Annotated in this window: 25 protein-coding genes; 11 read left to right on the forward strand and 14 right to left on the reverse strand. The window is 71.9% G+C overall.

Annotation, left to right across the window (positions count from 1 at the left end; all coding sequences use genetic code 11):
• Positions 1-51: 51 nt before the first annotated feature.
• The 4 genes from VM685_RS14490 to rlmJ form a co-directional block, all read right to left on the reverse strand.
• Positions 52-2,196, reverse strand: coding sequence for an AsmA family protein (locus VM685_RS14490; RefSeq protein WP_325460878.1), 2,145 nt, complete (start codon positions 2,194-2,196; stop codon positions 52-54).
• Positions 2,197-2,266: 70 nt separating this feature from the next.
• Positions 2,267-2,827: a sugar transferase gene (locus VM685_RS14495; RefSeq protein WP_325460879.1), complete on the reverse strand. Its 561-nt coding sequence runs from the start codon at positions 2,825-2,827 to the stop codon at positions 2,267-2,269.
• A gap of 37 nt (positions 2,828-2,864) precedes the next feature.
• The gene (locus tag VM685_RS14500; RefSeq protein ID WP_325460880.1) at positions 2,865-3,377 is read right to left on the reverse strand and encodes a hypothetical protein; all 513 of its coding nucleotides are present in this window, start codon (positions 3,375-3,377) and stop codon (positions 2,865-2,867) included.
• Positions 3,378-3,447: 70 nt separating this feature from the next.
• The gene (gene rlmJ / locus VM685_RS14505; protein WP_325460881.1) at positions 3,448-4,275 is read right to left on the reverse strand and encodes a 23S rRNA (adenine(2030)-N(6))-methyltransferase RlmJ; all 828 of its coding nucleotides are present in this window, start codon (positions 4,273-4,275) and stop codon (positions 3,448-3,450) included.
• A gap of 90 nt (positions 4,276-4,365) precedes the next feature.
• Here rlmJ and VM685_RS14510 point away from each other — a divergent pair, with 90 nt between their 5' ends.
• The 3 genes from VM685_RS14510 (at position 4,366) to VM685_RS14520 (ending at position 7,538) form a co-directional block, all read left to right on the forward strand.
• Entirely contained in the window at positions 4,366-5,433 is a 1,068-nt protein-coding gene (locus VM685_RS14510; RefSeq protein ID WP_414693399.1) for a DNA topoisomerase IB, read from the forward strand.
• A gap of 75 nt (positions 5,434-5,508) precedes the next feature.
• Positions 5,509-6,720, forward strand: coding sequence for an LLM class flavin-dependent oxidoreductase (locus VM685_RS14515; protein ID WP_325460883.1), 1,212 nt, complete (start codon positions 5,509-5,511; stop codon positions 6,718-6,720).
• Positions 6,721-6,722: 2 nt separating this feature from the next.
• Complete coding sequence (locus VM685_RS14520; RefSeq protein ID WP_325460884.1) at positions 6,723-7,538, forward strand: arylamine N-acetyltransferase family protein; 816 nt, start codon at positions 6,723-6,725, stop codon at positions 7,536-7,538.
• On the opposite strand, the gene VM685_RS14525 is transcribed toward VM685_RS14520, so the two are convergent.
• Both VM685_RS14525 and VM685_RS14530 read right to left on the reverse strand, forming a co-directional pair.
• Positions 7,535-9,538 (reverse strand): TonB-dependent receptor, encoded by a 2,004-nt coding sequence (locus tag VM685_RS14525; RefSeq protein ID WP_325460885.1) that lies wholly within the window; start codon positions 9,536-9,538, stop codon positions 7,535-7,537. The genes VM685_RS14520 and VM685_RS14525 overlap by 4 nt on opposite strands.
• A gap of 12 nt (positions 9,539-9,550) precedes the next feature.
• Complete coding sequence (locus VM685_RS14530; protein ID WP_325460886.1) at positions 9,551-10,942, reverse strand: family 43 glycosylhydrolase; 1,392 nt, start codon at positions 10,940-10,942, stop codon at positions 9,551-9,553.
• Positions 10,943-11,003: 61 nt separating this feature from the next.
• On the opposite strand from VM685_RS14530, the gene VM685_RS14535 reads away from it, so the two are divergent.
• The gene (locus tag VM685_RS14535) at positions 11,004-11,765 is read left to right on the forward strand and encodes an SDR family oxidoreductase (protein WP_325460887.1); all 762 of its coding nucleotides are present in this window, start codon (positions 11,004-11,006) and stop codon (positions 11,763-11,765) included.
• 203 nt (positions 11,766-11,968) lie between these two features.
• Positions 11,969-12,238, forward strand: a complete 270-nt coding sequence (locus VM685_RS14540; RefSeq protein ID WP_325460888.1) for a hypothetical protein — start codon at positions 11,969-11,971, stop codon at positions 12,236-12,238.
• Positions 12,239-12,244: 6 nt separating this feature from the next.
• Here the strand turns inward: VM685_RS14540 and VM685_RS14545 are convergent, their stop codons facing one another.
• From VM685_RS14545 to VM685_RS14555, 3 genes are read right to left on the reverse strand one after another with little or no spacing between them, the layout of a single operon-like run.
• On the reverse strand, positions 12,245-13,060 hold the full coding sequence (locus VM685_RS14545; RefSeq protein WP_325460889.1) for a crotonase/enoyl-CoA hydratase family protein: 816 nt from the start codon (positions 13,058-13,060) through the stop codon (positions 12,245-12,247).
• Between the two features lie 11 nt (positions 13,061-13,071).
• Entirely contained in the window at positions 13,072-13,965 is an 894-nt protein-coding gene (locus tag VM685_RS14550) for a glutathione S-transferase family protein (protein ID WP_325460890.1), read from the reverse strand.
• Positions 13,966-15,816 (reverse strand): AMP-binding protein, encoded by a 1,851-nt coding sequence (locus VM685_RS14555; RefSeq protein WP_325460891.1) that lies wholly within the window; start codon positions 15,814-15,816, stop codon positions 13,966-13,968.
• Positions 15,817-15,982: 166 nt separating this feature from the next.
• Between VM685_RS14555 and VM685_RS14560 the strand changes: the two genes are divergently transcribed.
• Positions 15,983-16,378, forward strand: a complete 396-nt coding sequence (locus VM685_RS14560) for a cupin domain-containing protein (RefSeq protein WP_325460892.1) — start codon at positions 15,983-15,985, stop codon at positions 16,376-16,378.
• 2 nt (positions 16,379-16,380) lie between these two features.
• On the opposite strand, the gene VM685_RS14565 is transcribed toward VM685_RS14560, so the two are convergent.
• The 3 genes from VM685_RS14565 to VM685_RS14575 are packed head-to-tail and all read right to left on the reverse strand — an operon-like array spanning position 16,381 to position 18,794.
• Entirely contained in the window at positions 16,381-17,016 is a 636-nt protein-coding gene (locus VM685_RS14565; protein WP_325460893.1) for a glutathione S-transferase family protein, read from the reverse strand.
• A 2-nt stretch (positions 17,017-17,018) separates the two neighbouring features.
• Positions 17,019-17,816 carry an enoyl-CoA hydratase/isomerase family protein gene (locus VM685_RS14570; RefSeq protein ID WP_325460894.1) on the reverse strand — a complete coding sequence of 266 codons (798 nt, stop codon included), beginning with the start codon at positions 17,814-17,816 and terminating at the stop codon, positions 17,019-17,021.
• 12 nt (positions 17,817-17,828) lie between these two features.
• Positions 17,829-18,794 carry an alpha/beta hydrolase gene (locus VM685_RS14575; protein WP_325460895.1) on the reverse strand — a complete coding sequence of 322 codons (966 nt, stop codon included), beginning with the start codon at positions 18,792-18,794 and terminating at the stop codon, positions 17,829-17,831.
• A 116-nt stretch (positions 18,795-18,910) separates the two neighbouring features.
• Between VM685_RS14575 and VM685_RS14580 the strand changes: the two genes are divergently transcribed.
• Together VM685_RS14580 and VM685_RS14585 are read left to right on the forward strand one after the other, a co-directional pair.
• Positions 18,911-19,723, forward strand: a complete 813-nt coding sequence (locus VM685_RS14580) for an enoyl-CoA hydratase/isomerase family protein (protein ID WP_325460896.1) — start codon at positions 18,911-18,913, stop codon at positions 19,721-19,723.
• A gap of 2 nt (positions 19,724-19,725) precedes the next feature.
• The gene (locus VM685_RS14585; protein WP_325460897.1) at positions 19,726-20,493 is read left to right on the forward strand and encodes an SDR family NAD(P)-dependent oxidoreductase; all 768 of its coding nucleotides are present in this window, start codon (positions 19,726-19,728) and stop codon (positions 20,491-20,493) included.
• A 216-nt stretch (positions 20,494-20,709) separates the two neighbouring features.
• Here VM685_RS14585 and VM685_RS14590 read toward each other — a convergent pair whose 3' ends face one another.
• Positions 20,710-21,516, reverse strand: a complete 807-nt coding sequence (locus VM685_RS14590; RefSeq protein ID WP_325460898.1) for an enoyl-CoA hydratase/isomerase family protein — start codon at positions 21,514-21,516, stop codon at positions 20,710-20,712.
• Positions 21,517-21,545: 29 nt separating this feature from the next.
• Positions 21,546-22,022 carry a hypothetical protein gene (locus VM685_RS14595; RefSeq protein WP_325460899.1) on the reverse strand — a complete coding sequence of 159 codons (477 nt, stop codon included), beginning with the start codon at positions 22,020-22,022 and terminating at the stop codon, positions 21,546-21,548.
• Between the two features lie 81 nt (positions 22,023-22,103).
• On the opposite strand from VM685_RS14595, the gene VM685_RS14600 reads away from it, so the two are divergent.
• The 3 genes from VM685_RS14600 to VM685_RS14610 all read left to right on the forward strand — a co-directional run bounded on the left by VM685_RS14600 (position 22,104) and on the right by VM685_RS14610 (position 26,701).
• Positions 22,104-23,033, forward strand: a complete 930-nt coding sequence (locus tag VM685_RS14600) for an aldo/keto reductase (RefSeq protein WP_325460900.1) — start codon at positions 22,104-22,106, stop codon at positions 23,031-23,033.
• A gap of 49 nt (positions 23,034-23,082) precedes the next feature.
• Positions 23,083-23,505 carry a YbaN family protein gene (locus VM685_RS14605; protein WP_325460901.1) on the forward strand — a complete coding sequence of 141 codons (423 nt, stop codon included), beginning with the start codon at positions 23,083-23,085 and terminating at the stop codon, positions 23,503-23,505.
• Between the two features lie 214 nt (positions 23,506-23,719).
• A complete protein-coding gene (locus VM685_RS14610) occupies positions 23,720-26,701 on the forward strand; it encodes a TonB-dependent receptor (protein WP_325460902.1) in 2,982 nt (993 codons plus the stop codon).
• The last annotated feature ends 25 nt before the right edge of the window (positions 26,702-26,726 follow it).

Raw genomic sequence — 26,726 nt, forward strand, 5'->3', positions numbered from 1 at the left:
GACTGGCGGCGCCGCGGAGATTGCAGGGCCGGCGGCAGGGCCGTCAACGGCTCAGCGGGCCGACTTCACCGGCGCCCCTTCCGCCGAGGCTCCGGCCAGCAGGCCCGCGCAGTTGGCGTCCTTGGCGAGGCCCGGGTCCACGAACGGCAGGATGGCCGCCAGCGGCGAGAGCAGGCTGCCGATCGCCACGGCGACGCCGCCCTGGGCGATGGCCTTGCCGGGCTCGACGCCGAGCTTGGGCGCGCGGATCGGCCCCTGCGCCGTCACCGGCAGCATCAGGCGCACCAGGCGGAACTCCTTCGGCTTGCCCTGCATGCGGAACGCCATGCGCTCGGTGTCGAGGTTCACCGTGCCGGAGCCGGTGACGAGCACCGGGTCGGTGTCGAAGACGATACGATTGGCCCGCAGCACCCCGTCGGCGGCCTGGAAGTGGGCGACGCCGCAGCGCACCGGCACCTTGTCCTGGTCCTTCTTCATGAGCAGGCCCAGGCCCTTGACCACGTTGACGCCCAGGAGCTCGGCGAAGGCCTCGCGGATCTCGCCGTTCGGGACGACCACCATCACCTCGCCGTCGGCGTTGGCGAACGCCTTGTGGACACTGTTCCCCTCCCCGGTCAGGCGCGCGCGGCCGACCAGGGAGCCGGTGAGCGGCAGGGGCCCGCCGGGGTTGCGGATCGGGACGAGCTGTTCGATCCGGGCGTTGGAGAGCCGCAGGTCGAGATTGGTCACCGGCGTCGCCTTGCGGGCGTTGAGCTGCACGAAACCGGTGACCTGGCCCTGCGGCAGGTCGAGGCGCAGGGGCTCGGCGCGAAGCAGGCCGTTGTCCAGCTTCACCTTCACGGAAGCCGCCTGCAGGTGAACCGGCGCGTCGCGGATGGAGGCGATCTTCCAGCTCGCGTCGGCGTCGATGGCCCGGATCCGCTCCACCGCCAGGGTCGAGTCCGGGAAGATCCGCTGCTGGGCGTTGAGGTTCTGCGCCACCGCCTTCTGGTCGGCCGAGGCCGTCTCGCCCGGCGCCGTCGAGGGCGAGCCGCCGAACAGGGCGCCGAGGTCGTCGAAGTCGAGGCTGCGGGTGGTGAGGTCGGCCTTCAGGAACGGCCGCTCCCGCCCGGCGTCCACGGACACGTCGCCGGCGAGGTCGGAGTCCCCCACCCGGCCGTTCAGGCCGTCGATCCGGAACACCCGGTCGTCGCGCGAGAGCCGGCCGCGCAGCGTATAGGGCGGGGTGTTGGGGAGCGCGATGCCCGTCAGGCCGTAGAGGTCGGCGAGGTCCGGCCCGCGGGCCGTGGTGTTCATGTGGAACCGGCCGAGGTCGAACGGCTCCGGCACCGCGCCCCGCGCGGTGACCACCGTCTCGCCCGCCCGGATGTAGGCGTCGAACGGATAGGGCACGTCCTTGTCGATGTTCAGCAGCGGCCCGCCGGTGACACGCATCATGAACGGATTGCGGTTCAGGGAGCCGTTCCCGCGCATCTCGAAGCCGCGGTTGTCGGCGCCCATCCGCTCGGTGGCGTTGATGGCGCCGGTGAAGGTGAGCTTCCGCTGCACGTCGTTGTAGCGCAGCTTGCCGTCGTTGATGATGAAGGTGCGGATCGGCGGCAGCCGCATGGGCGCGCCCTTCTCCCGGCCGTCCGAGAAGTCCCAGGTCGCCCGTCCCTGACCGTCGCGATAGAGCCGCACGTTCGGCCGGTCGAAGCGCAGGAGCCGCAGGTCGACGTCCCCCTTGAAGAGCGGCAGGAGGCGGATCTTCACCGCCAGGCGCTCGATCTCCGCCATGTTGCCGCGGTCGGGCGCCCAGGCGGGATTGGCGATGCGGATGCCGTCCACCGTGGCGCTGGGCTGCCGGGACCAGAGATGGACGTTGAGGTCCCCGGCGATGGTCACCTCGCGGTGCATCTTCGCCGAGGCGTAGCGGGCGATCGGCCCGCGGAACCAGTTCCAGTCCCAGACGGCGATCAGGATGGCGATGGCGAGCGCCAGGGTCGCGACCACGCCGCCCGAGATGTAGAGCGCCTTGCGGCTCGGCTTCTTCAGGCGCGTGCGGGCGAGCCGCTCGCGCGCGGCCTCAAGGTGCTCGCGCGTCCAGGTCCCGGCGCGCTGCAGCGGCCGGCGGGCGCCGGCCTCGCCCGTGCGGGGCGCCTTGCCGGGCTTCCGGCGCGGACCCGGCTCCGGATTCTGGAAGGCTTCGTTGCTCAAGGGACTGGCTCCTGGGGACGGCCCAGGTGTGGAAACGCGCAGGGGACACGTTCCAGTTCCCCCGGAAAGCCTAGTGGCTCACCCCTCGTCCCGAGAAGGCGGCGAGCGCCGTGCCTGCGAGGATCCGCAGGTCGAAAGCCAGCGACCGGCGCTCCAGGTATTCCCGGTCGAGCCGCACCTTCTCCGGAATGGGCAACTCGTCGCGCCCGTTGATCTGCGCCCACCCCGTCAGACCGGGCCGCAGGCGGTGGACGCCGGCCTCGGTCCGGAGCGCCACGAGGTCGTCCTGGTTGAACAGGGCGGGCCTGGGCCCCACGAGGCTCATGTCGCCGGTGAGCACGCTCCAGAGCTGCGGCAACTCGTCGAGGCTCGTGCGGCGCAGGAAGCGGCCGAGCGGCGTGATCCACTGGTCGGGATCGGCCAGCAGGTGGGTGGCCACGTCCGGCGTGTCGGTGCGCATGGTGCGGAACTTGGGCATGGCGAAGATGCGGTTGCCGCGCCCGACCCGTCGCGACCAGTGCAGCGCCGGCCCCGGGCTGTCGAGCCTTACGGCCAGCGCCACGGCGAGCAGCACCGGCCAGAGCACCACCAGCCCCGCCAGCGCCCCCGCGATATCCAGCAGCCGCTTCACCCGGGCGTTCTAGGACGCCCGGGCGCCGGCCGCCAAGTCACTCCGCCGGCGGCTCGGCGGGCGGCGGCGCGGCGGGCCTGGATTTCCGCGGCGCAGCCGAGGCCACGGGCGCGGGTTCCGGCTCCGGCAAGGCGTCCGCCGCGGGCGCGAAGCTCGCGGGCTCCGGCGCGGCCGGCGCCGGTTCGGGCGCGGCTTCCACCGCTGATTCGAGCGCCCGCTCGGTCTCGGCGGCGAGTTCGACGAACGGCTCTTCCGCCGCCTCGACCGCGGCGATCACCGGCTCGAGGGCCATCATCGCGACCGCCGTCTCGGGATCGGGAGCGGCCTGCGGGTCGGCGCCGTCGGCGACCGCCGGGGCGAGTTCGGGGGAGAGGCCGGCGAACCGGCGGGCGAACAGCGCCTCGAGGTTCTGCGGCTGGGTCCAGCGGGTCATCCACCAGAAGGCGACGCCGCCGGCCGCCATGCCGGCGAAGTAGCCCCACAGCGGCGAAGCCAGGCCGATGAAGGCCGGCGCCAGGGGTTGGGGGGAAAGCTCACGCGTGTCGGACATGGGTCGCCTCCTGCGTCAGGATTGTGCGACGCAGCATAACACGACCCGCACTCTCGCAAGTGCGAAATTGCTATGACGATAGCGTGTAGACCCGCGCCGACCCGCCGTCGCCCAGGGTCTTGGCGGTCCAGCCGCAGATCGCCTCCAGGTCGGGCGCCAGGTCCGCCGGCGCGCCCATCAGGACGAGGGCGCAGCCGTTCATCTTCATGGGATCGGTGAGCGGCCGCATGCGCGTCTCGGCGACCAGCAGCGGCGCGCGCACGCCGTCCTCCAGGTCGCGCAGGAAGGCGTCGAAGGTCTCCAGGTCCTTGAGCGGCAGCCAGACCAGCGCCAGGGCCGCGCGGTTGCGCCGGCGCACCCCGCGCAGGGTCTCGACGATGCGGGCGTAGTCGTCGGCCCGCTCGAACGGCGGGTCGATCAGGACGAGCACCCGGCCCGTCGCCGGCGTGTTCTCCACCGCCGCCGCGAATCCGTCGGCGCAGAGCGTGCGGAGATGGGCTCGCCCCTTCATCAGGGCCTTCAGCGCGCCGTGCTCGTCGGGCCGCAGTTCGCAGGCCAGGTAGTCGTCCTTGGGCCGCAGCGCCTCGGCGATCAGCCAGGGGGAGCCCGGATAGCGGCGGACGGCCCCTGCCCCGTTCAGCCGCGCTACCTCCCCGGTCAGGGGGACGAAGGCGCCCGGCGCGTCCTTCGCCGCCATCAGCCCGACGATCCCGGCCTCGGCCTCGCCCGACTTCCTCGCCTCGGCGCCGGCCAGGTCGTAGAGGCCGCGGCCCGCATGGGTGTCGATCACCGTCAGCGGCGCGGGCTCGTCGTCCAGCCGCCGCAGGAGCTGCAGCAGGGCGGCGTGCTTCACCAGGTCGGCGAAGTTCCCGGCGTGGAAGGCGTGGCGGTAGTTCAAGGGCGCTCCGGGGCTCTCGGCAGGAACCGGCCTCGCGCATACCACGTTGCGGCCGGGCCGGAGGAGTGTGCGGAACAGATGGCCAGGGACATGCCCGACGACCTCGCGCCATCGGCGCCGGTGCTTGAGGACGTGGAGGCCGCGGGCCTCGTCTACGTCAGCGACAGCGATCCGGGGATCACCCGCCGCAAGGCGGGAAGCGGCTTCAACTACCGCAAGGCCGACGGCTCGCCGGTGACCGACGAGAGGACGCTGGACCGCATCCGCAAGCTGGCCATCCCGCCGGCCTGGACCGACGTCTGGATCTGCCCCAGGCCCCACGGCCACATCCAGGCGGTGGGCCGCGACCAGAAGGGCCGCAAGCAGTACCGCTATCACGACCGCTGGCGCGAGGTGCGCGACAGCCACAAGTACGACCGCGTCATCGCCTTCGGCCGCGCGCTGCCGAAGCTGCGCAGGAAGGTCGACGCCGACCTCTCCCTGCGCGGCCTGCCCCGGGAGAAGGTGCTGGCGGCGGTGATCCGGGTCATGGAGATGACCCTCATCCGCGTGGGCAACGAGGAATACGCCAAGCAGAACAAGAGCTTCGGCCTGACCACCCTTCGCGACCGGCACGCCAAGATCGGCGCCAGCACCGCGGTCTTCGAGTTCCGCGGCAAGAGCGGCAAGGTGCACAGGACCGGCTTCAGCGACCGGCGTCTGGCGCGCGTGGTGAAGGCCTGCCAGGACCTGCCTGGCCAGCGGCTCTTCCAGTACATCGACGAGAGCGGCGAGCAGAAGGTGGTGGAGTCCGCCGACGTCAACGCCTACCTGCGCGAGGCCCTGGGCGAGGACTTCTCGGCCAAGGACTTCCGCACCTGGGCCGGCACCCTGTCGGCGGCCCGCGCGCTGATCCTGCAGCCGCAGTGCGCCACCGCCGCGGAGTGCAAGCGCAACATCAACACCTGCGTGAAGGCGGTGGCGGGCGTGCTCGGCAACACCGCCGCGGTGTGCCGCAGCGCCTACATCCATCCGGTCGTTCTGGAGTCCTATGAGAAGGGCGCCCTGCCGCTGAAGCCGGCCAGGGACGAGCGGGCCTTCGAGCTGGAGGTGCTGCGCTTCCTGGAAGCCGCCCGCGACGAGGTGAAGGAGGAGATCCGCGAGCAGGCCCGCGGCTAGTCTTCCCTGACGGAACGCCGGTATCGTCCAGCCAACTGGCGCGGGGGGCAACCGCGTCCTGGGAGGACAGAAGCCGTGCTGCCGCAACGCCTGCGTTTCGGCGCGTTCATCGCGCCATTCCACCCCGTCGACGAGAACCCCACCCTCGCCCTCCAGCGCGACCTGGAGCTGGTCGAGCACCTGGACCGGCTGGCCTACGACGAGGCCTGGATCGGCGAGCACCACTCGGCCGGCTACGAACTGATCGCCAGCCCGGAGGTGTTCATCGCCGCCGCGGCCGAACGCACGAAGCACATCCGGCTGGGCACCGGCGTGGCCTCCCTGCCCTACCACCACCCGATGATGCTCGCCGACCGGATCAACCAGCTCGACCACATGACCCGCGGCCGGGTGATGTTCGGCGTCGGCCCCGGCGCGCTCGTCTCCGACGCCTTCATGATGGGCATCCCGGTCCAGAAGCAGCGCGACCGCATGGACGAGGCGCTGGACGTGCTGGTGCGCCTGATGCGCGGCGAGGAGGTCACCCACCAGTCGGACTGGTTCGAGCTCAGGAACGCCCGCCTGCAGATGACCCCCTACTCGCGGCCCTCCGTGGAGATGGCGGTGGCCAGCCAGGTCTCGCCCACCGGGGCGCGGGCGGCGGGCCGGCACGGGCTGGGGCTGCTCTCGCTGGGCGCCACCTCGACGGCGGGCTTCAATGCGCTCGCCTCCAACTGGGCGATCGCCACGGACCAGGCCGCCGAGCACGGCCAGACCATGGACCGCAACGCCTGGCGCCTGGTGGGCCCGATGCATGTGGCCGAGACGCGCGAACAGGCCATGGCGGACGTCCGCTTCGGCCTCGACAAGTGGATCTACTACTTCCGGGAGATCGCCAACCTGCCGATCGTGCCCGAGGGGGACGACCCCGTGCAGGCGATGATCGACACGGGCCTGGCCGTCATCGGCACGCCCGACGACGCGGCCCGGCGCATCCGCCAGCTGGTGGAGGAGAGCGGCGGCTTCGGCGCCTTCCTGTTCATGGACCACAACTGGGCGCCCTGGGAGGCGAAGAAGCGCTCCTACGAATTGGTCGCGCGCTACGTCATGCCGGAGTTCCAGCAGCTCAACGTCAACCGCGAGGCCTCCATGGCCTGGGTTGGCGAGAACAAGGCGGAATTCACGCAGGAGGTGCGTAACGCCGTCGGCGCCCGTATCGTCCAGCACATGATGGAGAAGGGCGCCGAGAACATCCGGCCCGAGATCGTGGAGCTGATCACCGGCGGCGGGGCGGCTCCCAAGGAGTAGCCGTGGACCTGAAGGCCTATTTCGACCGCATCGGCTTCACGGGCGAGGCGCGGCCGGACCTCGCGACGCTGGCCGCCCTGCACCGGGCGCACCTCATGGCGATCCCCTACGAGAGCCTGGACGTCCAGCTCGGCCGGCCGCTGACGCCGGATCCGCACGCGGCTTTCGAGAAGATCGTCGGCCGCCGCCGCGGCGGCTGGTGCTACGAGATGAACGGCCTCTTCGGCCTGGCGCTGGAGGCGATCGGCTTCCGCGTCACCCGCCTCGCCGGCGCGGTGATGCGTGACGTGCTGGGCGACGTGCAGGTGGGCAACCACCTCGTCCTGCGGGTGGACCTCGACCGGCCGTGGATCGCCGACGTGGGCTTCGGCGACGGGACCCTGGAGCCCTTCCCGCTCGAGCCCGGCGGCTTCTCCACCGAAGGCTTCGAGTTCCGGCTGGAGGCGCTCGACGACGCCTGGTGGCGCTTCCACAACCACGAGCACGGCGGCGCTAAATCCTTCGACTTCACCCTGGAGCCCGCCGCGCCGGAGGTGCTGGCCGCCCGCTGCGACTGGCTGCAGACCGCGCCGGAGTCCAACTTCGTGCTCAACGCCGTGGCCCAGCGCTGGCGGCCCGACGGCCTACTGCAGCTTCGCGGCCGCACCCTGCGCCATGTCCGGCCGGGCCAGGTGGAGCAGCGGCTGATCGGCTCGGCCGACGAGTACGTGGCGGTGCTGGCCCGCGACTTCGACCTCGACCTGCCCGAGGCCGCCACGCTGTGGCCGCGCATCTGCGCGCGGCACGAGGCGCTGTTCGGCGCCGAAGAGCCCGTCTAGCGCCTGTAGGCAAAGCCGATGCGGACGGTGCGCGGGGCCGAGAAGCTCTCCACCCCGTCGGCCGTCTCGCCCACCTCCAGCTCCTCGTCGAGCAGGTTCTCGGCGGCGACGTAGACCTCGCTGCGCGCGTCCATGCGCCAGGCGGCGCGCAGGTCGAGCTGGACGCCGGCGCCCAGCTTGCGGGTGTTGAGGTCGTCCTCCCAGCGCATGCTCTCGTAGCGGACGTCGCCGGTGAGGTTCAGCCGCGCCATCGGGCTCCAGTCGAGGCCGGCGGTGACCGTCAGCTTGGGCGTCTGGGCGGGCCGCTTGCCGGTGAGCTGCGGGACCGCGGATCCGCCGTCCACCTCGGCCTTGGTCGCCGAGAAGGCCGCCCGCCAGGCGAGCGCCTGCGAGAGGCCGCCGAAGGCGTCGCCCTCGATCCCCCACGCCTCGATCTCGCCCGCGTTCTGCCGCTGGCGCAGCACCCCGCCGGCCGGCACGAAGCCGGCGGTCGGGAAGTTGCCGGGCCCGAAGCCGATGGTGACGTTGGTGATCGGGTCCTTCAGGCGGTTGTAGAAGCCGGTCAGGCCCCAGTTCACCGCGCCCTCGCCGCCCAGGCCGAGCTCGGCGCCCTGCAGGGTCTCCGGCTCGAGGTTGGGGTTGGCCTCGGTGATGTCGTTGCCGACCCGGAACGGCCGGTGCAGCTCGTTCAGCGTGGGCGGCCGGAAGCCGGCATAGGCCGCGCCGCGCACGAAGAGACCCGGCGCCGCCTCATAGCGCAGCCCGAGCCGGGCCGTCGGCGTCGTGCCCGAGGCGCCATCCGAGGTCTGGTGCAGCAGCACGGCGTTGGTCGCCAGGTCCCACTCGCGGCGGACCCCGTTGGAGGATTTCCAGCCGTCCACCCGGACGCCGCCGGTGACCAGCCAGGCCTCGCGGTCCAGCGCGCCCTCCAGATAGGCCCCGCCCACCAGGGTCTCGCCCCCGGCCAGGCGGCCGCGGGTGAAGGCCCCGTTCATGAAGCGGAAGCGCTCGCGGGCCTCGCCCTCGGTCATCCGCACGTCGGCGCCGGCCTCCCAGGCGACGTCGCCCCACAGCCCCTGCAGGGCGGCGTTGAGGCCGTAGCCCGTGGCCGGCGTGGCGTACTGGTCGTTGGCCGGGGTCGTGCCGGTCCGGCCGGCGGCCACCGCCGCCGAGCTGTTCTTGAGGTCGCTGGTGCGGACCCAGGCCTGCAGCCGCCAGCCGCCGACGCCCTCGGCCGGAGCCTGGGCGAAGGTGAACGCCGCGGAGCCGCCGGAGGCGATGGCCCGCGTCCCCACGAGGCCCGAGCCGCGATGCTCCTCGAAGACGCCGAGCCGGGCGGCGGCCTGCACGCCGGCGATCTCCCGCTGCACGCGGAAGGCGAAGGAGCCGTTCTCCATGTCGAGCGGCCGGTCCGCGGCGCCGGTCCTCGCGCCGCGCACGGGGGTGTAGCCGTTGGTGGTCTCGGCGCTGGCGGTGACGAGCACGCCCTCCCCGCCGCCGGAGATGGCGGCGCGGTAGCTCTCGCGCTCGCCCGCGGAGACGTCGAGGGCGCCCAGGCCGCCGGTGGCGCCGCGCTCCTGCAGGGCCACGACCCCGGTCAGCGCGCCTGCGCCGTAGGGCCCGGCGCCCGCGCCGCGCACGACGGTGGCGCCGTCCAGCCCCTCGGGCGGCAGGGCGCTCCAGATCACCCAGCCGCCGAACGGATCGTTCTGCGGCGCGCCGTCCAGGGTCACCAGCGCCCGGCCGGCGCCCGAGGGCGCGATGGCGCGCAGGGACAGGCCCTGGGTCGTCGGATTGGCCGCCGCGCTGCCCGTCCGGCGGAACAGCGAGACGCCGGGGACCCGCTTCAGGGCCTCGTCGAGTCGTGGCGTGGTCTGGAGGATCTCCGGCCCGATCCGCACCGCGCTGAAGGCGGCCTCGCCCCCGAGCGGGGCCAGTCTCGGCGGATAGACGACGACGACTTCGACGTTGGCGGGCGGGGGTGGGGGGAGGTCAGCCATGGGGCGCTAGGGCTAGCGGCCCGTAATCCCCCCGGCAACCCCGCGAATGGGCCGATCGACCAGCCGCACCGTCCCGTCCTCGAAGGCGATCGGGGCGGTGAGCAGCGCCCGGAACACCTTGTAGCCCATCTCGCCCGGCCGGAAGGCGTGCAGGAAGAGCCGGGGCTCCCCCTCCGGCCCCACGCCCACCGCGGCGTGGCCGGGGCCCCACCAGTCTGCGGTGGAGCGCAGGAAGGGCTCCGGCTGCTTGCGGAACGGCCCGAACGGGCTGTCCGCCACCGCCACCCCGATCCCGTACTGGGCGGTGGAGAAGTCGTTGCCCGAGTAGAACATCCAGAAGCGGCCGCCGGCCCGGGTGATCCACATGCCCTCGATGAGGTGCGCCTCCCACGGCAGGTCGTTGCACAGCACCGCCACGCGCTCGCCCGCCAGGCCCGAGCCGTCCGGCGCCAGGCGCTGGGCGTAGACGGTCGTCGTCAGCGCCTCCAGCACCACGTCGGCCAGCGGGCCGATCTCCTCCCGCAGCGCCTTCAGCCGGGTGCGGAAGGCGGCGAAGTCCTCGGTCACCGCCTCGATAAGGAGCTGGCGCAGACAGAACCGCTCCATCGGCCCCAGCGTCTCCGCCCAGACGTGCAGGGCCCGGGCGATCTCGCCGGTCACCTGGTCCTCGGCGTCCGGCAGCAGCTTGGGGAGAAGGTCCTCCCGTTCATAGAGCAGCTGGCCGAGCGGCCCCGGCCAGTGCCCGTTGCTGTCCTCCTTCCAGTAGAGGATCGGGCCTTCCGGATCGGGGAGGATGTGGGCGTCGATGACGTCGCCGGAGAGCAGCGGGCGCTCGGGCGGCGCGTACGGCCCGCCCGGCGCGGCCGCCTTCGCCAGGCCGATGGCGAGCTGACCGCCGTGCTCGCGGGCCGTGAAGCAGAGCCAGTACTCGTCGCCGATCCGGTGCGTCTCGGGCGCCCAGAAGTCGCTGCCCGGCCCGTCCATGGCCCACGCGGGCTTGGCGCCCGCGGGGAAGACGAAGCCGGCCGGCTCCCAGGCGACGAGATCGCGGGAGGACAGGATCGGGAAGCTCTGCGGCGCGTCGTTGGACGTCACCGTCAGCCACCAGCGGTCGCCGTCCCGCAGCACCGAGGGGTCGCCGTAGCCGTAGAGGATGTCCGGCGTCAGGTTCTCGGTCAGCAGGGGCTGGAGGCGCGGATCGGCGGGCGCCGCGGCCACCGGCCGGCGGCTCAGCGGCATGCGGCAGCCGTAGTCGGCGGCGAAGCGGGCGAAGAGGTCCTGGTAGGCGGTCTGGGTGGCCCCGGCGAGCTCGTACTCGCGCGGCGGCCCGCCGTCGCGGCGCACCTGCAGGATGCGGGCCCCGCCCTCGCCCTCCGGTTCGCTCACCTCGATCTGGAACGCCACGCCGTCACTCCTCGTCACCCGCTTCTCTAGCCGTCGCCCCGGATCGCCGCTATCGAGGCGCATGGCCTCAGGCAGCGGCAAGGTCGCCATCGTCACGGGCGCGGGCTCCGGCATCGGCCGGGCGGTCGCGCTCGCCCTCCTGCGCGAGGGCTGGTCCGTGTCCCTCGCCGGCCGCCGCGCCGAGGCGCTGGACGAGACCGTGGCCCAGGCCGGCGAAGCCGCCGACTGGGCGATGCCCGTCGCCGCCGACGTCGCCGACCCCGCCTCGGTCGAACGCCTCTTCCAGGCCACCCGCGCCCGCTTCGGTCGGCTCGACCTGCTGTTCAACAACGCAGGAACCGGCGCGCCGCCCATGCCGCTGGAAGATCTTCCGCTCGACGCCTGGAAACGGGTGGTCGACGTCAACCTCACGGGCGCCTTCCTCTGCACCCAGGCGGCGTTCCGGCTGATGAAGGACCAGGACCCGCGCGGCGGCCGGATCATCAACAACGGCTCGATCTCGGCGCATGCGCCTAGGCCGCGCTCGGTCGCCTACACCGCCACCAAGCACGCGATCACCGGCCTGACCCGCTCGACCTCGCTCGACGGGCGGGCCTACGACATCGCCTGCGGCCAGATCGACATCGGCAACGCTGGCACCGACATGACCCGCGCCATGGCCAAGGGCGTGCCGCAGGCCGACGGCTCCGTCGCGCCCGAGCCCGTCATGGACGTGAAGGCCGTCGCCGACGCGGTGCTCTACATGGCCGGGCTGCCGCTGGAGGCCAACGTCCAGTTCATGACGGTGATGGCGACCAAGATGCCGTTCGTCGGCCGCGGCTGAGCGGCGCCCGCCCGGCGGGCGGCCGGCGCCCGATTTCACCGCACTGCGAAATTCTCACGCTGCAACGCAACAAGATCATTGATGACCTGAGCCGTCGGAGGCATTCGGACGTCCAGGCGCAAGGCCATCGTGAGTCACGGCCACCGCCTGAAGGGGAACGCCGCGAAAGGGGTTGGCAGCAACCTCAATCCGGAACCGAACTCATGATCCGCACCCTGACCCTGGCCGCCGCCGCTCTGCTCGTCGCCGCCGCGCCGGCCGCCGCCAAGACCGTCCGCATCTCCACCGCCGGCAAGACGGCCGAGCAGGTGCAGGCCGAGGTCACCAAGGCCGCCCGTTCGCTCTGCCTGCGCGAGACCTTCGGCGCGAGCTTTCCCGTGGACATCCACCGCGCCTGCGTGCGCAACACGGTGGAAGCGACCATGAAGCAGTTCGCCGCCAACCGCGCCGCCACCCAGCTCGCCGCGCGCTAGCCGGCCCTAGTCGGCGAAGACCGGCGCGCGCTTCTGGAGGTTGGCCATCACGGCCTCCACCTGGTTGGGCGCGCCGATCAGGGCGACCTGCTCGCGGGTCTCCTCCAGGAACACGGTGGCGATGTCGGCGTCCGACTGGGCGAGGTTCAGCAGCCGCTTGCCCGCCCGGATCGCGTGCGGGTTCTTCGACGCGATCTCGCGCGCCAGGGCGAGCGCGTCGGCCCTGGGGTCGGCGCAGACCCGGGTGGCGAGCCCCATGGCGGCCGCCTCCTCGCCCGAGAAGATCCGGCCGCTCCAGGTGAGCTCGCGGGCCACGTCGTCGCGGATCAGGCCGCGCATCAGCACGATGCCGGCCATGTCGGGCACCAGGCCCCACTTGATCTCCAGCACCGCCAGCTTGGCGTCGGCGGTCACGAACCGCAGGTCCGCGCCCAGCGCCAGCTGGAAGCCGCCGCCGAACGCCACCCCGTGCACCGCGGCGATCACCGGCACGGGCACCTCGCGCCAGACGTAGCAGGCCTGCTGCGCCCGGTTGGCGCCGGCCGGCGTGCGGCCCTTGGTCAGCTCGTCCACGGTGCGCTCGCCGCCCTTGCGCTCGCCCGAGGCCATCTGGGCGAAGTTGCCCATGTCGAGGCCGGCGCAGAACGCCCGCCCCTCCCCGGACAGCACGACGGCGCGGATGTCCTTGTTGGTCTTCAGCGCCTCCCCGGTCTCCACCAGGGCCTCGAACATGGCGTTGTCGAGGGCGTTCATCTTGTCCGTGCGGACCAGGCGCACGTCGGCGACGCCGTCCTGGATGTCCACGGTCACGCGGTCGTTCATGGGAGCCTCCGTCAGGCCCGCGCCAGGACGTAGCCTGCCCGCGGGAAATGCACATGGATCGGGCCGAGGCCGTCGGCCTCGCGCGCCAGGGTGATGCGGGTGGGGGTCAGGCCGGCCAGACGGCCAGCGACCGGATCGCGGCCGTAGTCGTCGGCCTGGACGGTGACGGGATCGCCTGCGGCGAGGCCGGCGGGGTCGTTGGCGTCGACCGTGGCCGGCGCGGGCGCGGCGCTGCGCGCGACGTCCAGCGCCTCGGCAGGCGTCATCTCGGTCCGCTGTCCGTGGCCGAAGGCGCGCATGCGGCCGGCCCAGGCCTGCAGCCGGTCGAACCCGCCCAGCAGGTCGGGCACGGCGCCGCCGGCCCACCAGACCGGCATCCAGAGCGCCACGTCGGCGAGCGAGGGCCGCTCGCCGCCCAGGTAGGGGGTCTGCGCCAGGGCGGCGTCGGCCCAGGCGGCGTAGGCCCGCCACTGGGCGCGGGCGAACGGCTCGGCGGCCTTCATGGCGGCGATGTCGAACGGCCGGCCCGACAGCTTCTCGCGGTCGTCGATGAACGCCTTCGGCACGGCGTCGCCCAGCTTGGCGAAGATCACCGCCACGGAGGCCTGGAACCACAGCCGGTCGGCGAACAGGTTCGCCGCCCAGTCGGCGCCGCGGGCCAGCGCCGGCTCGGGATGGCGGCGCTCGATCTCCTCAAGGATCGCCTGGCTGTCGCAGTAGACGTCGGCGCCCACCTGCAGCACCGGGATGCGCCGGTAGCCGCCGGTCAGCGGGACGAGCTCCGGCTTGGGCATGATCACCGGCTGGATCACCGAGCGCCAGGCCAGCCCCTTCACGCCCAGCATCGCCCGCACCTTCTCCGAGAAGGGTGAGGTGTCGTAGTGGTGCAGGATCAGTTCGGCCATCTAGACGACGATGACGCCCGGCCCCGGCGGCTCCGCGTAAAGGCTCTCCACCAGGGCGGCGCGGTTCTCCAGGGTGGCGCGCTGGTTCACATAGCCCTTGTCGGTGATCTCGCCCGCGTCGATCGACGGCGGCTCGGCCATGACCACGAACCGGCCGATGCGCCGCGAGGAGCCGCCGGAAGTGGCGTTGAACGCCGCGATCCTGGTCTTCAGCGCCGCCACCAGCTTGGGGAGCGGGTCTTCGCCCAGCGTCGCCAGCCCGGCCGGCGACGGCCAGATCAGGGCGCCGGCGAAGGGCTTGTCCTGGCCGGTGATCACCATGTCGAAGACGTAAGGGCTGCAGGCCGCCACCAGGTCCGGCCGCAGGGTCCCCACCGACACCCAGGTGCCGCTGTCCAGCTTGAAGTCCTCGGTCACCCGGCCGTCGAACACCAGGCCCTGGGTGGGATCGTCCGGATCGAGGAAGCGGCAGGCGTCGCCCAGCTTGTAGAAGCCCTCCTCGTCGAAGGCGGCCGCCGTCTTCTCCGGGTCGTTGTGGTAGCCGCTGGTGACGGTGGGGCCCTTCACCCGCACCTCCAGCTTGGAGCCGTTGGGCACGAGCTTGAGCGTGATCCCGGGCAGCGGCAGGCCGATCAGGCCGACCCGCTCGGTGATCCAGTGGACAACCGTGATCCCCTGCGTCTCCGTCGCCCCGTACATGGTGGTCAGCGGGATGCGCTGGCCGGTTTCGGCGATGGCGAGCGCCTGCATGCGCTCGTAGATGTCGTTGGAGAGCGTCGCGCCGCCGTAGCCCATGTAGCGCAGGTTCCGGAAGAAGCTGCGGCGCAGCTCGGGGTCGCGCTCCATGGCCTCGGCCAGCATGCCGAAGGCCACCGGCGCCGAGCCGAAGACCATCGGCGAGACCTCGTAGAGGTTCCTGATCGTGGTCTCGAACATGCCGGGGATCGGCTTGCCCTCGTCGAGGTGCAGGGTGCCGCCGCCCCAGAGGTTGCCGTTGAAGGCGATGTTGCCCGCCGAGATGTGGCTCCAGGGCATCCAGTCGAGCGCCTGGGGCGTGACGTCCGGATCGGCTTCCTCGGCGCGCAGCCCCTCCTGGCCGGCGATGACGCCGGCGAACATGCCGTGGGTCTGCGGCACCCCCTTCGGCATGCCGGTCGAGCCCGAGGTGAACAGGTACTTGGCGACCGTGTCGTGGCCCAGCCGCTCGCGCGCCGCCTCGACGGCCGCCGTCGGCTCGGTGGCGGTGAGCTCGGAAAGCGGGGTGGTGCCCTCGCCCCCGTCGACGCTGATGAAGAACAGCTCCGGGTCGAGCGCCCGCAGGGTCTCGATGGCGCGCGCGAACATGTCGGAGTTCTGCACGAACACCGCCTTCGGCCGCACGGTCGCGAAGCAGTGCTTCAGCTTGGCATGGTCCGAGGAGATCAGGCTGTAGGCCGGGCTGATCGGCGCGATCGGCACGCCGGCCGTGTAGCAGCCCAGCATGATGAGGGCGTGCCCGACCGAATTGGCCGAGAGCACCATGACGCTGTCCGCGCCGGTCAGCCCGCGGTCCAGCAGCCACTGGGCGATGCCGTCGGCGGCGCGCTTGGCCTCGCCGTAGGTGACGCCCTGCCAGGGGCCGTGGCCGGGCGCCCGCTGCAGGATGTAGGGGCGGTCCGGATGCTCGGCCGCGCGCTCGGCCAGCAGGTGGGCGATGGAGCGCGGCCCCTCGCCTGGCGGGTGGTTGGAGCGGATCAGGATCGACCCGTCCGCCCGGCGCTCGACGCTGACGTCCGGCGCCTTCTGCGGCAGCGGCTTGAAGGGCGGCTTGGCGGCCGCGGTCACGGCCGCGGCGTCGTCGGCTGGGCTCATGGCCCGTCCTCCCCGTTTGTGGTCTTTCGCGAAAGCCTAGGCCGATGGCGGACGCTGGCAAGCGCGTCCCCACGTAAGCTGACGCTGCGTCAGGGGGCGTTTGACGTGGATCATCATGGCCGCGCAGGCGTTCGCCTAGCTTCACGATGCAACGCGGGAGGACGGCATGAAGGGTTTCGTCGAAGACATCGAGGACCTGACCGAGCAGAACCACGCCTTCCGGCGGGTGGCCTACACGGGCAAGCACCTGCAGCTCGTGCTGATGTCGCTGAAGCCCGGTGAGGAGATCGGCGAGGAGGTCCACGAGGACCACGACCAGTTCTTCCGCATCGAGAAGGGCCACGCCCGGGTCGAGATCGACGGCAAGGCCCACAAGGTCGAGGCCGACGACGCGATCATCGTGCCGGCCGGCGCCCGTCACAACGTGATCAACACCGGCGACAAGCCGCTGAAGCTCTACACCATCTACGGTCCGCCCGATCACCGCGACGGCGTGGTGCACAACACCAAGGCCGACGCCGAAGCCGCCGAGGAGCACTTCGACGGCCAGACGACGGAGTAGCCTCAGCCCTGCAGCGCCTCGGAGAGCTCGATCTTCTGGGCGGCCTTGGCCGCCTGGAAGCCGGGCCGCGCCTTCAGCCGGGCCCAGTAGCCCTGGACCGCTGGCGTGAACTGGTCCGAGAGCTTCAGGTGCGACGCGAGCAGCAGGGCATAACCCACGGAAATGTCTGCCGCCGTGAACCGGCCGGCGCAGAGCCAGTCGCGGTCCGCCAGCGCCCGATCGACGCCGCGCAGCCGGCTCAGGAACCACTTGGCGTAGTCGTCCGCCACCACCTCCGCCTTGCCGGGCTCGAAGGTGCGGTAGCGCAGGACGAGGGTCTGCGGGAAGGTCAGCGTCGCCTCGCCGAAGTGCAGCCAGTTGAGCCAGGCGCCATAGGCCTCGTCCTCCGCCGGCACGGCCAGGTCGCTCGGGCCATGCCGCGTGACGAGGTACTGCACGATGGCCGCGCTCTCGGTCATGAAGGTCGCGCCGTCCTTCATCGCCGGGATGTTGCCCAGCGGATTGACCTCCAGGTACTCCGGCGCCCGCGCCCGGGGCGGGAACGGCAGGACGTGCAGCTCGTAGGGTAGGCCCATCTCCTCCAGGGCCCACAGGACGCGGAAAGACCGCGCGTCGGGACAGTGCCAGAGCTCGATCACGGTCACCCCTCCCTCTGGACGTAGTCCGGCCGGCGCTTTTCCAGGAAGGCCTTCACGCCCTCGCCGAAGTCGCCGTCGGAGGAGGCCAGGATCTGGTTGCGGTCCTCGAGGGCGATCACCGCCTCCAGGCCGCCCGCGTCGATGGCGTGGTTCAGCGCCTCCTTGGTCAGGCGCAGGCCGAGCGGCGTGGCGTGCAGCATGTCGTCGACGAAGCCCTGCGCCGTCGCCGCCAGCTCCTCGGCCGGCACGATCTGGCTGACGAGGCCGAGCTCGCGCGCCCGCTCGGCGGTGATGAACCGGCCCGTCAGCATGTACTCCGCGGCCACCGAGCTCCCCACCATGCGCGGCAAGAAATAGCTCACCCCGATGTCGCAGGCCGACAGCCCGATGCGGATGAAGGCGGCGTTCATCCGCGTGGTCGGCGTGGCGATCCGGATGTCCGACGCCAGCGCCAGGGCGAAGCCGCCGCCGGCCGCCGCCCCGTCCACGCAGGCCACGATCGGCTGCGGGCAGCGGCGCATGGCGATGACGATCTCGCTGATCTTGCGCTGGGCGGTGAGCCCCGCTCCGATCGAGCGCGAGCCCTGCGGCTCCGCGCGCTCCTTCAGGTCCAGCCCGGCGCAGAAGTTGGCCCCGGCGCCCTGCAGCACCACCACGCGCACGTCGCGCCGCCAGTAGAGGCCGGTGAAGAAGTCGCGCAGCTCCTCCACCAGGTTTCGGCTGAGCGCATTGAGCCGCTCCGGGCGGTTCAGGGTCGCCCAGACGACCTCGCCCTCCTGCCGAAGCTCCAGGTCCGCCATCTCGGGTCTCCTTCAGAGGCTCTTCAGCCAGGGGATGAGGATCGCGTTCACTTCCTCCGGCCGTTCCTGCTGGGTCCAGTGGCCGCAGCCGGCCAGCACGTGGGCCCCGCGCAGGTCGGTGGCGTGCTCGCGCATCAGGGCCGCGGGGTCGGCGATGCGGCCGAAGCCGTTGAACGCCGGATCCCGATCGCCGCCGATCAGCAGGGTCGGCATCTCCAGCCTGCGGTCCTTGAAGGCCTGCAGCCACTCGAAGTCGCGCTCGTGGTTCCGGTAGCGGTTGATCGGCCCGCGGAAGCCGGACTCGCGGAATTCCGAGACGTAGTAGTCGAGCTCGTTCTCCGTCAGCCAGGCCGGGAACGGATCGGGGTCGATCATCCCCTCCAGCAGGGTGGCGTCGGCGGCCTTCTGCGGCCAGGCGCCGTCCGGCGCGTCGCCGCAGATCCCGTAGTAGAACTTGCGCAGGAAGCCGCGCACGTCGGCCTCGGCCTCCGCCTCGGGCGGGCCCACCTTCTGGAACCAGGCCTGGTAGAAGAAGCGGTTCTTCTGCGTGAACAGGGCGTCGAAGACCTCGGTGAACGGCCGGGCCGGCACGCCGGTATAGGGCACCGACAGCCCGGCTGCCGCCGAGATCGCCTCGGGCCGGGTGAGCGCCGTGTTCCAGACGATCGGCGCGCCCCAGTCATGACCCACCAGGATGGCCGGCGCGTCCGGCTGCAGGGCCTTGGCCACCCCCGCGACATCGGCCGTCAGATGCTCCATCGCATAGGCCTCGACGGCGTGCGGCTTGTCCGAGCCGCCGTAGCCGCGCACGTCGATGGCGCAGGCGGTGAATCCCGCCTCGGCGATCGGCCCCATCTGGTGGCGCCAGGAGAACCAGCTCTCCGGGAACCCGTGGACAAGGACCACCAGCGGCCCCTGGCCCTCGATGGCGCAGCGGATGCGGACCTCGCCGGCGTCGATGGTGCGGAACTCGGGCATGGGCGGCCTCCCCGGCCCATGCTTCTCCGCCCGCCCGGCGGTGGCAAGACTGACCCGGCGTCACCGTTGACCGCGCGGCCCCGCGGCGCATCGTTTGCGGAAAAGGGAGGAGGCGGATGGTCGCCATCATCGAACGGACGGCGGGCTTCGAGGCGGTGCTGGTGGACCTGCGGGACCACGTGGCGACGATCACCCTCAACCGGCCGGAGCGGCGCAACGCCCTGAGCTGGCGCGCCTACGAGGAGCTGGAGGCGGCCTTCCGGGCCTGCTCCGCCGATCCCGAGGTGCGCTGCGTGGTGGTCACCGGCGCCGACCCGGCCTTCTGCTCCGGCGACGACGTGGCCGAGATCATGGCGGGACCCAAGCCGGTCTCGAAGGCGCCCCTGCCGGTCACCTACACCCCGACCCCGGCCGCCATGGCCGCGCTGGAGTGCGACCGGCCGGTGATCGCCGCCGTCAATGGCGCCGCCGTCGGCTGGGGCATGGAGCTGGCGCTGTTCGCCGACATCCGCCTGGCCTCGGAGAAGGCGAAGTTCGGCGAGCTGTTCGTCAAGCGCGGCCTGGTCTGCGACGTGGGCGGCTTCTACCGCCTGCCGGCGGTGGTGGGCCCGGCCAAGGCCGCCGAGCTGCTGTTCACCGGCGAAGTCATCGACGCCGCCGAGGCCCTGCGCATCGGCCTGGTCACCGAGGTCCTGCCGCACGCCGAGCTGATGGCCCGCGCCCAGGCGCTCGCCGGAAAGATCGCCGCCAACCCGCCGCTCGCCGTGCGCCACCTGAAGGCCGGCCTCTCGCGCTTTTCCTACGGCGATCCGCGCGAGATCGGCGCCTGGGCCATCGAGAAGATCCGCCTGCTCATGCAGACCGAAGACCACCGCGAGGGCGTCGCGAGCTTCCTCGAGAAGCGCGAGCCCCATTTCCAGGGACGTTGACCATGGCCCTTTCCCGTTCCGTCCAGGGCCTCACGGCCCTGATCACCGGCGCCGGCTCCGGCATGGGCCGCGCCACCGCGGAGGTGTTCGCCCGCGAAGGCGCCAAGGTCGCCGTCACCGACGTCTCCGCCGACGCGGCGTTCGAGGTCGCCGACGCCCTGAAATCCCAGGGCCTCTCCGCCGAGGCCTGGCCGCTGGACGTCTCCGACGGCGACGCCATCGTCGAGGTGACCCAGGCGACGGTGGCGCGCTTCGGCGGCCTGGACATCCTGGTCAACAACGCCGGCATCTCCGCCTTCGCGGCGATCGACGCCCCGGCCTACGACGTGGTCTGGGAGCGGGCCTTCACGGTCCTGCTCACCGCCCACCAGCGGCTGGTCCGCGCCGCACTCCCCCACCTGCGCGCCTCGAAGCATCCGCGGATCGTCAACATCGCCTCCACCGAGGCGCTCGGCGCCACGGCCCGCGACAGCCCCTACGCGGCGGCCAAGGCGGGCGTCACCGGCCTCACCCGCGCGCTCGCGGTCGAGCTCGGCAAGGAGGGGATCACGGTCAACTGCATCTGCCCGGGCCCGATCCTCACCGGCATGACCCAGGGGCTCTCGGAGGAGGACCGCCAGACCTTCGCCAACCGCCGCACGGCGCTGCGCCGCTACGGCGATCCCGAGGAGGTGGCGCACATGACGCTGAGCCTCTGCCTGCCGGCCGCCTCCTACATCACCGGCGCGGTGATCCCCGTCGACGGCGGTCTGATGGCCCGCAACGCCTGAGCCTGACGCGCGAGGTCCGCAGCCGACGATCGCCGGGGATGGCGCCCCTTCCTCCTCGATGGAGGAAGGGAAGGGATGGTGGTGGGTGCAGGGCGGCGACCGCCTGGCGCTGATGGGCGCGGCGCCCACATGCGCCAGGGTCTTCAGCTCGGCGGCCACACCACCACCCAACCCTCCTCCATCGAGGAGGAGGGCTTTACCGAGCCAGGAGGCGCCCTACTCCCCGGTGAACCGGCCCGGCCGCTTCTCGCGGAAGGCGGCGACGCCCTCGCGGAAGTCGGCGCTCTTGGTGGCCAGCAGGTACTGGTCGCGGTCCATGTAGATCGAGGCCTGGGCGGTGGCCTGGGCGATGGCGTTCACCGCCTCCTTGGTCATCCGCACCGGCAGCGGCGGCAGCGCCGCGACCCTGGCGGCCCAGGTCCGCGCGGCGGCGAGCGCCCCGCCCGCCTCAGCCACCTCGTCGGCGAGGCCCCAGTCGAGGCAGGTCGCCGCGTCGGCCGGCTCGCCGAACATCACGAACCGCTTGGCCTTCGCCGGCCCCGCCAGGGCCACCAGCCTGGGCAGCGTCCGCCAGCTCATGTTCATGCCGAGCGGGACCTCGGGCAGGCGCAGGTAGGCGCCCTGCCCCATCACCCGGAAGTCGCAGGCCACCGCCAGGGCCGCGGCCCCGCCGATGCAGTAGCCCTCGATGGCGACGATGGTGACCGCCTCGACCTCCTCCCAGGCCCGGCACATGTCGGGCCCGGCCATCACCGCGCGGCGGGATTCCATCAGCGTCTGGGCGACCCGCGCCTCGCTGGCCGACAGGTCCGCCCCGGCCGAGAAGTAGGTCTCGGCGCCGGTGAGGACCACCGCCCGCACGTCCGTCCGCAGCCGCAGGAGCCGGGCCGCCTCGGTCAGCTCCTCCATCAGCTCGCCGTTCAGCGCATTGCGCGCCTCGGTGCGGGCCAGCGTCACCTCGACGACCTCGCCCCGCCGCGTGACACGGATGCGCCGCCACGCGCCTTCGAACAGCCGATCCATGCGTCCCTCCCGTTTGCCGGGAGGATAGCCTAGCGCAGCACGGGGCGCTGGACGCCTTCGTCGCGATCGCAGCGGGTGTCACGCTCCTTGGCTTCGAGGGCCGTGGCGATCAGCGCGAGCGGCCGTCCGGGCATGCCGGTGGAGATCACCACGTTCAGGTGCCGGCGGGACGGCAGGTTGCAGAAGGTCTCGCGCGTGGCGAAGGCCCCGGCGTCCCACTTGGTGCGCGCCGGGGTGAACCGCTCCTTGCGTTCGGAAACCGCCTTCAGCACCGCCTCCCGCACCATCGGCGGCTCGCCGGCGTTGACCTGCACGGTGCAGGCGTTGGGCTCGGTCTCGCGGACCACCTCCACGTCCTGGCCCTTCATGCTGGCCACCGGCGCGCCGTCGATCACCGCGTCCAGGCAGGCGCGCATGGCGGACGCCGCCTCCTGCGCCGGCTCGGCGGCGGCGGGCGTTCCCGATGCGGCGGCGAGGGCGAGCGCGCCCGCCAGAAGAAGTCTCAAGTGCGGCCTCCTGCGGAAATGGGCGTTGAGATGCCGATGGAAACGTGGCGCCCTGAGGGCGGGGCAAACGGGACGAAGGCCATGCCGTTGAACCGCCGCGACGTGCTCGCCGCAAGCCTCGCGCTGGCGGCCTGCTCGCCAGATCCCGCGCTGGCCCAGGCCGCAAGGAGCGCCATGCCCACCGGTCCCCTCCTCACGCGCAAGATCCCGGCAACCGGCGAGGCGTTGCCGGCGGTGGGGCTGGGCACCTGGCAGGCCTTCGACATCGGCCGCGGCGGCGACTGGGACCAGGCGCGCGAGGGCGTCTCCGCCTTCGTCCAGGGCGGCGGCAAGGTGGTGGATTCCTCGCCCATGTACGGCCGGGCGGAGGACGCGGTGGGGGCGATCGCCGCGGAACTGGGCGTGCGGTCCAAGCTGTTCCTCGCCACCAAGGTCTGGACCCGCGGGCGTGACGCCGGCATCGCCCAGATGGAGGCCTCGTTCGCCAAGCTGCGCACCGAGGTCATCGACCTGATGCAGGTCCACAACCTGCTCGACCTCGACACCCACATGGCCACCCTGCGCGACTGGAAGGCGGCCGGCCGCCTGCGCTACATCGGCGCCACCCACTACACCGAGAGCGCCTATCCGGCCCTGGAGGCGGCCATGCGCCGCCACCCCTTCGACGTCATCCAGATCAACGCCTCGGTGGCCGAGCGCGAAGCCGAGGCCCGCATCCTGCCGCTGGCGCAGGAGCTGGGCATGGGCGTCATCGTCAACCGGCCCTTCGCCGGCGGCGACCTGTTCGCCCGCGTCCGCCGCCTGCCTCTGCCGCCCTGGGCCGGCGAGATCGGCTGCACGAGCTGGGCGCAGATCCTGCTCAAGTACGTGCTCGCCCACCCGGCGGTGACCTGCGCCATCCCCGGCACGCGCAACCCGCGCCACATCGCCGACAACCTGGGCGCGGCCACGGGGCCCCTGCCCGACGCGGCCCAGCGGGCGCGCATCCTGGAGGCCGTCCGCGGGGCGTGACCCCGCCGGCCTCCGGCGCGCCTTGCCCGTCGCCGGGCGATCTGAGCAGATGGCCCGCGTGATGGAACCCGCCTCCGACCCCGCCGGCCCCGACGGGCGCCGCCGTCCCGGCCGGGCGACGGTGCTGGCCTACCGCGTGCTGGGCGTCCTGGCCGTGGGCCTGGCGACGCTCGGCGTGTTCCTGCCGCTGCTGCCCACCACCATCTTCCTGATCGTCGCCGTCTGGGCCTTCGCCCGCGGCTCGCCGGAACTGGCCGACCGGCTGCGCGCGCACCCGCGCTTCGGTCCCCTCATCCGCGACTGGGAGGAGCGCCGGGCCATCCCGCGCCGCGCCAAGGTGCTGGCCGTGGGCATGATGGCCGGCAGTTGGACGGTGGTCGTCTTCACCGCCCACAGCGTGCTCGTGGTGACGGGCGTGGGCGTGCTGCTGGTCGCGGTCGCCGGCTACGTGGTCACCCGCCCCAACGCCTGACGTCCGCCGCAGGTGTGGCCGCCGCGCCGCAGCCGAACGGCGTTCGCACCGCCGCCCCGCGACAGGCCTTAACCGTCCGCTTGATTTTCCGAAAGACGCCTCTAAGCTCCTCTGACACCGGTGTCACAGCTCATGGGGGCGGAAATGATACCGGTGTCACAAGCGCGGGGACGCGCGGGATCGGGGTCCAGCCCCGGCCACGGAGGGAACAGACATGAAGCTCACTGCCGGATCTCGCCTGCGCACGCTCGCCTGCGGCGCCTCGCTCGCGGCGCTCGCCATGACGCTCGGGGGCGTCGCCCATGCCCAGGCGCCGGGTGAGGTCGAGGAGGTGGTGGTCACCGGCTTCCGCGCCGCCATCGAGAGCGCGATCGCCACCAAGCGCAACGAGACGGCCGTCGTCGACGCCATCAAGGCCGAGGACATCGCCAAGTTCCCGGACAACAACCTGGCCGAGTCGCTGCAGCGGATCCCGGGCGTCGCCATCACCCGTTCGGCGGGCGAAGGCCGCAACATCACGGTCCGCGGCCTCGGCCCCGGCTCCACCCGCGTCCGGATCAACGGCATGGAGGCGCTGACCACCACCGGCGGCTCCGACGCCGACGGCGGCGCCAACCGCAACCGCCAGTTCGACTTCAACGTCTTCGCCTCCGAACTCTTCAACAGCCTGGAGGTCCGCAAGACGCCGTCGGCCAGCGTCGAGGAGGGCTCGCTCGGCGCCACCGTCGACCTGCGCACCTCCCGCCCGTTCGACTTCGGCGACGACCAGGTCCTCTCCCTGTCCGCGCAGTATGGCTACAACGACCTCTCCAAGAGCTGGGACCCGCGCTTCGCAGGCCTGGTCTCCAGGAAGTTCATGGACGACACCTTCGGCGTCCTGCTGTCGGTCGCCTACTCCGAGCGCGAGGTCCGCGAAGAGGGCTTCAACACCGTCCGCTGGGGCGAAGGGACATCGAACGGCGGCTGGTGCAGCCCGCTCGGCTACGACACCAACGCCGCCACCGCCGGCCAGCAGTTCAACCCGGGCGCCAACGCCGCCACCGGCGCCTCGGCGACCAACTGCTTCACGGGCGACCCGCGCATCCCCGGCACGCCGGAGAACATCGCCGCCTACCAGCGCGCCTCCGATCCCGGTAGCTGGCACCCGCGCATCCCGCGCTACGCCCGCCTCGACTACGACCAGAAGCGCCTGGGCATCACCGGCGCCCTGCAGTGGAAGCCCACCGACCGCACGACCGTCAGCTTCGACTACCTCTACTCGGACTACAAATCCCACCGCCGGGAGAACTACCTGGAGGGCATCTCCTTCAGCCGCGGCGCCGGCTCGCCCGAGTTCGGCAAGGCGTTCATGATCCCGCGCGTCTTCGAGACCGACGAGAACGGCACCCTGACCTACGGCGTGTTCGACAACGTCGATATCCGGATCGAGAGCCGCGACGACGAGCTGGAGACCATCTTCAGCCAGTACACCCTGAGCGGCAGCCACGAGTTCACCGACTACCTGAAGGTCTCGGGCTTCATCGGAACCTCGAAGTCGAGCTTCAAGAACCCGATCCAGACCACCGTCACCTTCGACCGCGCCAACCAGGACGGCTGGATCTACGACGCCCGGACGAACCCGGAGACCCCGGACATCACCTGGGGCTTCGACATCACCGATCCGAACGCCTTCACCTTCACGAACGCCAACGCAAACGGGACGGTGCGGCCCAGCGAGGTGCGCCTGCGCCCGCAGTTCGTGCAGAACGCCTTCGATATCGCCGCCGGCGACGTCGAGTGGGACCTCAACGAGACCTTCAAGGTCCGCGCCGGCGGCACGTGGAAGAAGTACGTCAACGACGGCCAGGAATACCGCCGGGCCTCGGAGTTCGCCCTGCCCGCCATGCCGTCCGGCGTGACCATGACCTCGCTGTCCGAACAGCTCACCGGCTTCGGCAAGGGGCTGGACGGCTACGGCGGCCCGACGGCCTGGGTGGTCCCCAACTTCCAGGCGGTGGCCGACGCCTACGGCATCTACTCCGGGACCGGGGCGTTCGCCCTGCAGGGCATCGAGAACACCAACGCCCGCGGCAGCTTCCGCACGATCACCGAGGAGAGCCAGGCCGGCTACCTGCAGGTGGACTTCGACACCGACGTCCTGCCCTGGCGGATCCGCGGCGACGCCGGCGTCCGCTACGTGTCCACCGACATCACCGCCGAGGGCTACACCTTCGCCGGCGGCGCGCCGGTCCAGCTGACGGTCGAGAGCTCCTACGACAACTGGCTGCCGTCCGCGAACGTCGTGGCCGAGGTCACGCCCGACCTGCTGCTCCGCGTCGCCGCCGCCAAGGTGATGGTGCGGCCCGGCCTCGGCGCCCTGAACCCCGGCGGTACGCTGAACACCACCGGCAACCTCACCGTCACCGCCGGAAATCCGGGCCTGAAGCCGCAGAAGGCCAACACCTTCGACGCCTCCATCGAGTGGTATCCCGGTGGCAACTCCCTGGTGGCTATCGGCTACTTCCGCAAGGAGTTCAAAAGGGACTTCGCGACCCAGCGGCTGACGGCGCCGTTCAACACCTTCGGCCTGCCGGACTCGCTGCTGGTCGGCACCGGCCGCCAGCCGACCGACGAGGCGACCTTCACCACCACGATCAACGTGCCGGGCGGCAAGCCGCTGCAGGGCTTCGAGATCAACATCCAGCAGCCCTTCACCTTCCTGCCGGAACGGTTCGGGATGCCGGAGTGGACGGGCAACTTCGGGGCGCTGTTCAACTACACCCGGGTGAAGGGGACCCAGCTCTCCTGCGGCACGACCATCGTCAACGGCGTGTGCTCGATCCCGATCGAGACCGACCGGACGAACGTCTCGAAGAACGCCTACAACGTCACCGTCTACTACGAGGACGAAAAGCTCAGCGCCCGCGCCTCGGTCGCCCACCGGAGCAGCTACATCTTCGCCGCGCCGTCGGGGAACGCCGGCAACCTGCTGAGCTCCGACCGGACCGAGTACCAGGACGCCGACCTGACGCCGGGCACGACCACCGTCGACGCCTCGGTCTCCTACCAGCTGACCGAGCAGCTGCGGGTCAGCCTGGAGGGCCTGAACCTCACCGACGAGCCGTTCAAGCAGTACAACGACACGGTGGCCCAGCGGATCTGGACCAACCACCACTACGGCCGCCAGTACTACATCGGGCTGCGCTACAGCTTCTGACGAGCCGACGCGAAGGCGGGCGCCC

The sequence above is a fragment of the Phenylobacterium sp. genome, from assembly GCF_035539035.1.
Taxonomy (GTDB): Bacteria; Pseudomonadota; Alphaproteobacteria; order Caulobacterales; family Caulobacteraceae; genus Phenylobacterium.

Excerpts from the sequence above, each read along its gene's own strand:
- VM685_RS14500 (WP_325460880.1), bottom strand. The coding sequence starts at position 3,377 with ATGTCCGACACGCGTGAGCTTTCCCCCCAACCCCTGGCGCCGGCCTTC.
- VM685_RS14510 (WP_414693399.1), top strand. The coding sequence starts at position 4,366 with ATGCCCGACGACCTCGCGCCATCGGCGCCGGTGCTTGAGGACGTGGAG.
- VM685_RS14525 (WP_325460885.1), bottom strand. The coding sequence starts at position 9,538 with ATGGCTGACCTCCCCCCACCCCCGCCCGCCAACGTCGAAGTCGTCGTC.
- VM685_RS14535 (WP_325460887.1), top strand. The coding sequence starts at position 11,004 with ATGGCCTCAGGCAGCGGCAAGGTCGCCATCGTCACGGGCGCGGGCTCC.
- VM685_RS14540 (WP_325460888.1), top strand. The coding sequence starts at position 11,969 with ATGATCCGCACCCTGACCCTGGCCGCCGCCGCTCTGCTCGTCGCCGCC.
- VM685_RS14545 (WP_325460889.1), bottom strand. The coding sequence starts at position 13,060 with ATGAACGACCGCGTGACCGTGGACATCCAGGACGGCGTCGCCGACGTG.
- VM685_RS14550 (WP_325460890.1), bottom strand. The coding sequence starts at position 13,965 with ATGGCCGAACTGATCCTGCACCACTACGACACCTCACCCTTCTCGGAG.
- VM685_RS14555 (WP_325460891.1), bottom strand. The coding sequence starts at position 15,816 with ATGAGCCCAGCCGACGACGCCGCGGCCGTGACCGCGGCCGCCAAGCCG.
- VM685_RS14560 (WP_325460892.1), top strand. The coding sequence starts at position 15,983 with ATGAAGGGTTTCGTCGAAGACATCGAGGACCTGACCGAGCAGAACCAC.
- VM685_RS14570 (WP_325460894.1), bottom strand. The coding sequence starts at position 17,816 with ATGGCGGACCTGGAGCTTCGGCAGGAGGGCGAGGTCGTCTGGGCGACC.
- VM685_RS14575 (WP_325460895.1), bottom strand. The coding sequence starts at position 18,794 with ATGCCCGAGTTCCGCACCATCGACGCCGGCGAGGTCCGCATCCGCTGC.
- VM685_RS14580 (WP_325460896.1), top strand. The coding sequence starts at position 18,911 with ATGGTCGCCATCATCGAACGGACGGCGGGCTTCGAGGCGGTGCTGGTG.
- VM685_RS14585 (WP_325460897.1), top strand. The coding sequence starts at position 19,726 with ATGGCCCTTTCCCGTTCCGTCCAGGGCCTCACGGCCCTGATCACCGGC.
- VM685_RS14590 (WP_325460898.1), bottom strand. The coding sequence starts at position 21,516 with ATGGATCGGCTGTTCGAAGGCGCGTGGCGGCGCATCCGTGTCACGCGG.
- VM685_RS14600 (WP_325460900.1), top strand. The coding sequence starts at position 22,104 with ATGCCGTTGAACCGCCGCGACGTGCTCGCCGCAAGCCTCGCGCTGGCG.
- VM685_RS14605 (WP_325460901.1), top strand. The coding sequence starts at position 23,083 with ATGGCCCGCGTGATGGAACCCGCCTCCGACCCCGCCGGCCCCGACGGG.
- VM685_RS14610 (WP_325460902.1), top strand. The coding sequence starts at position 23,720 with ATGAAGCTCACTGCCGGATCTCGCCTGCGCACGCTCGCCTGCGGCGCC.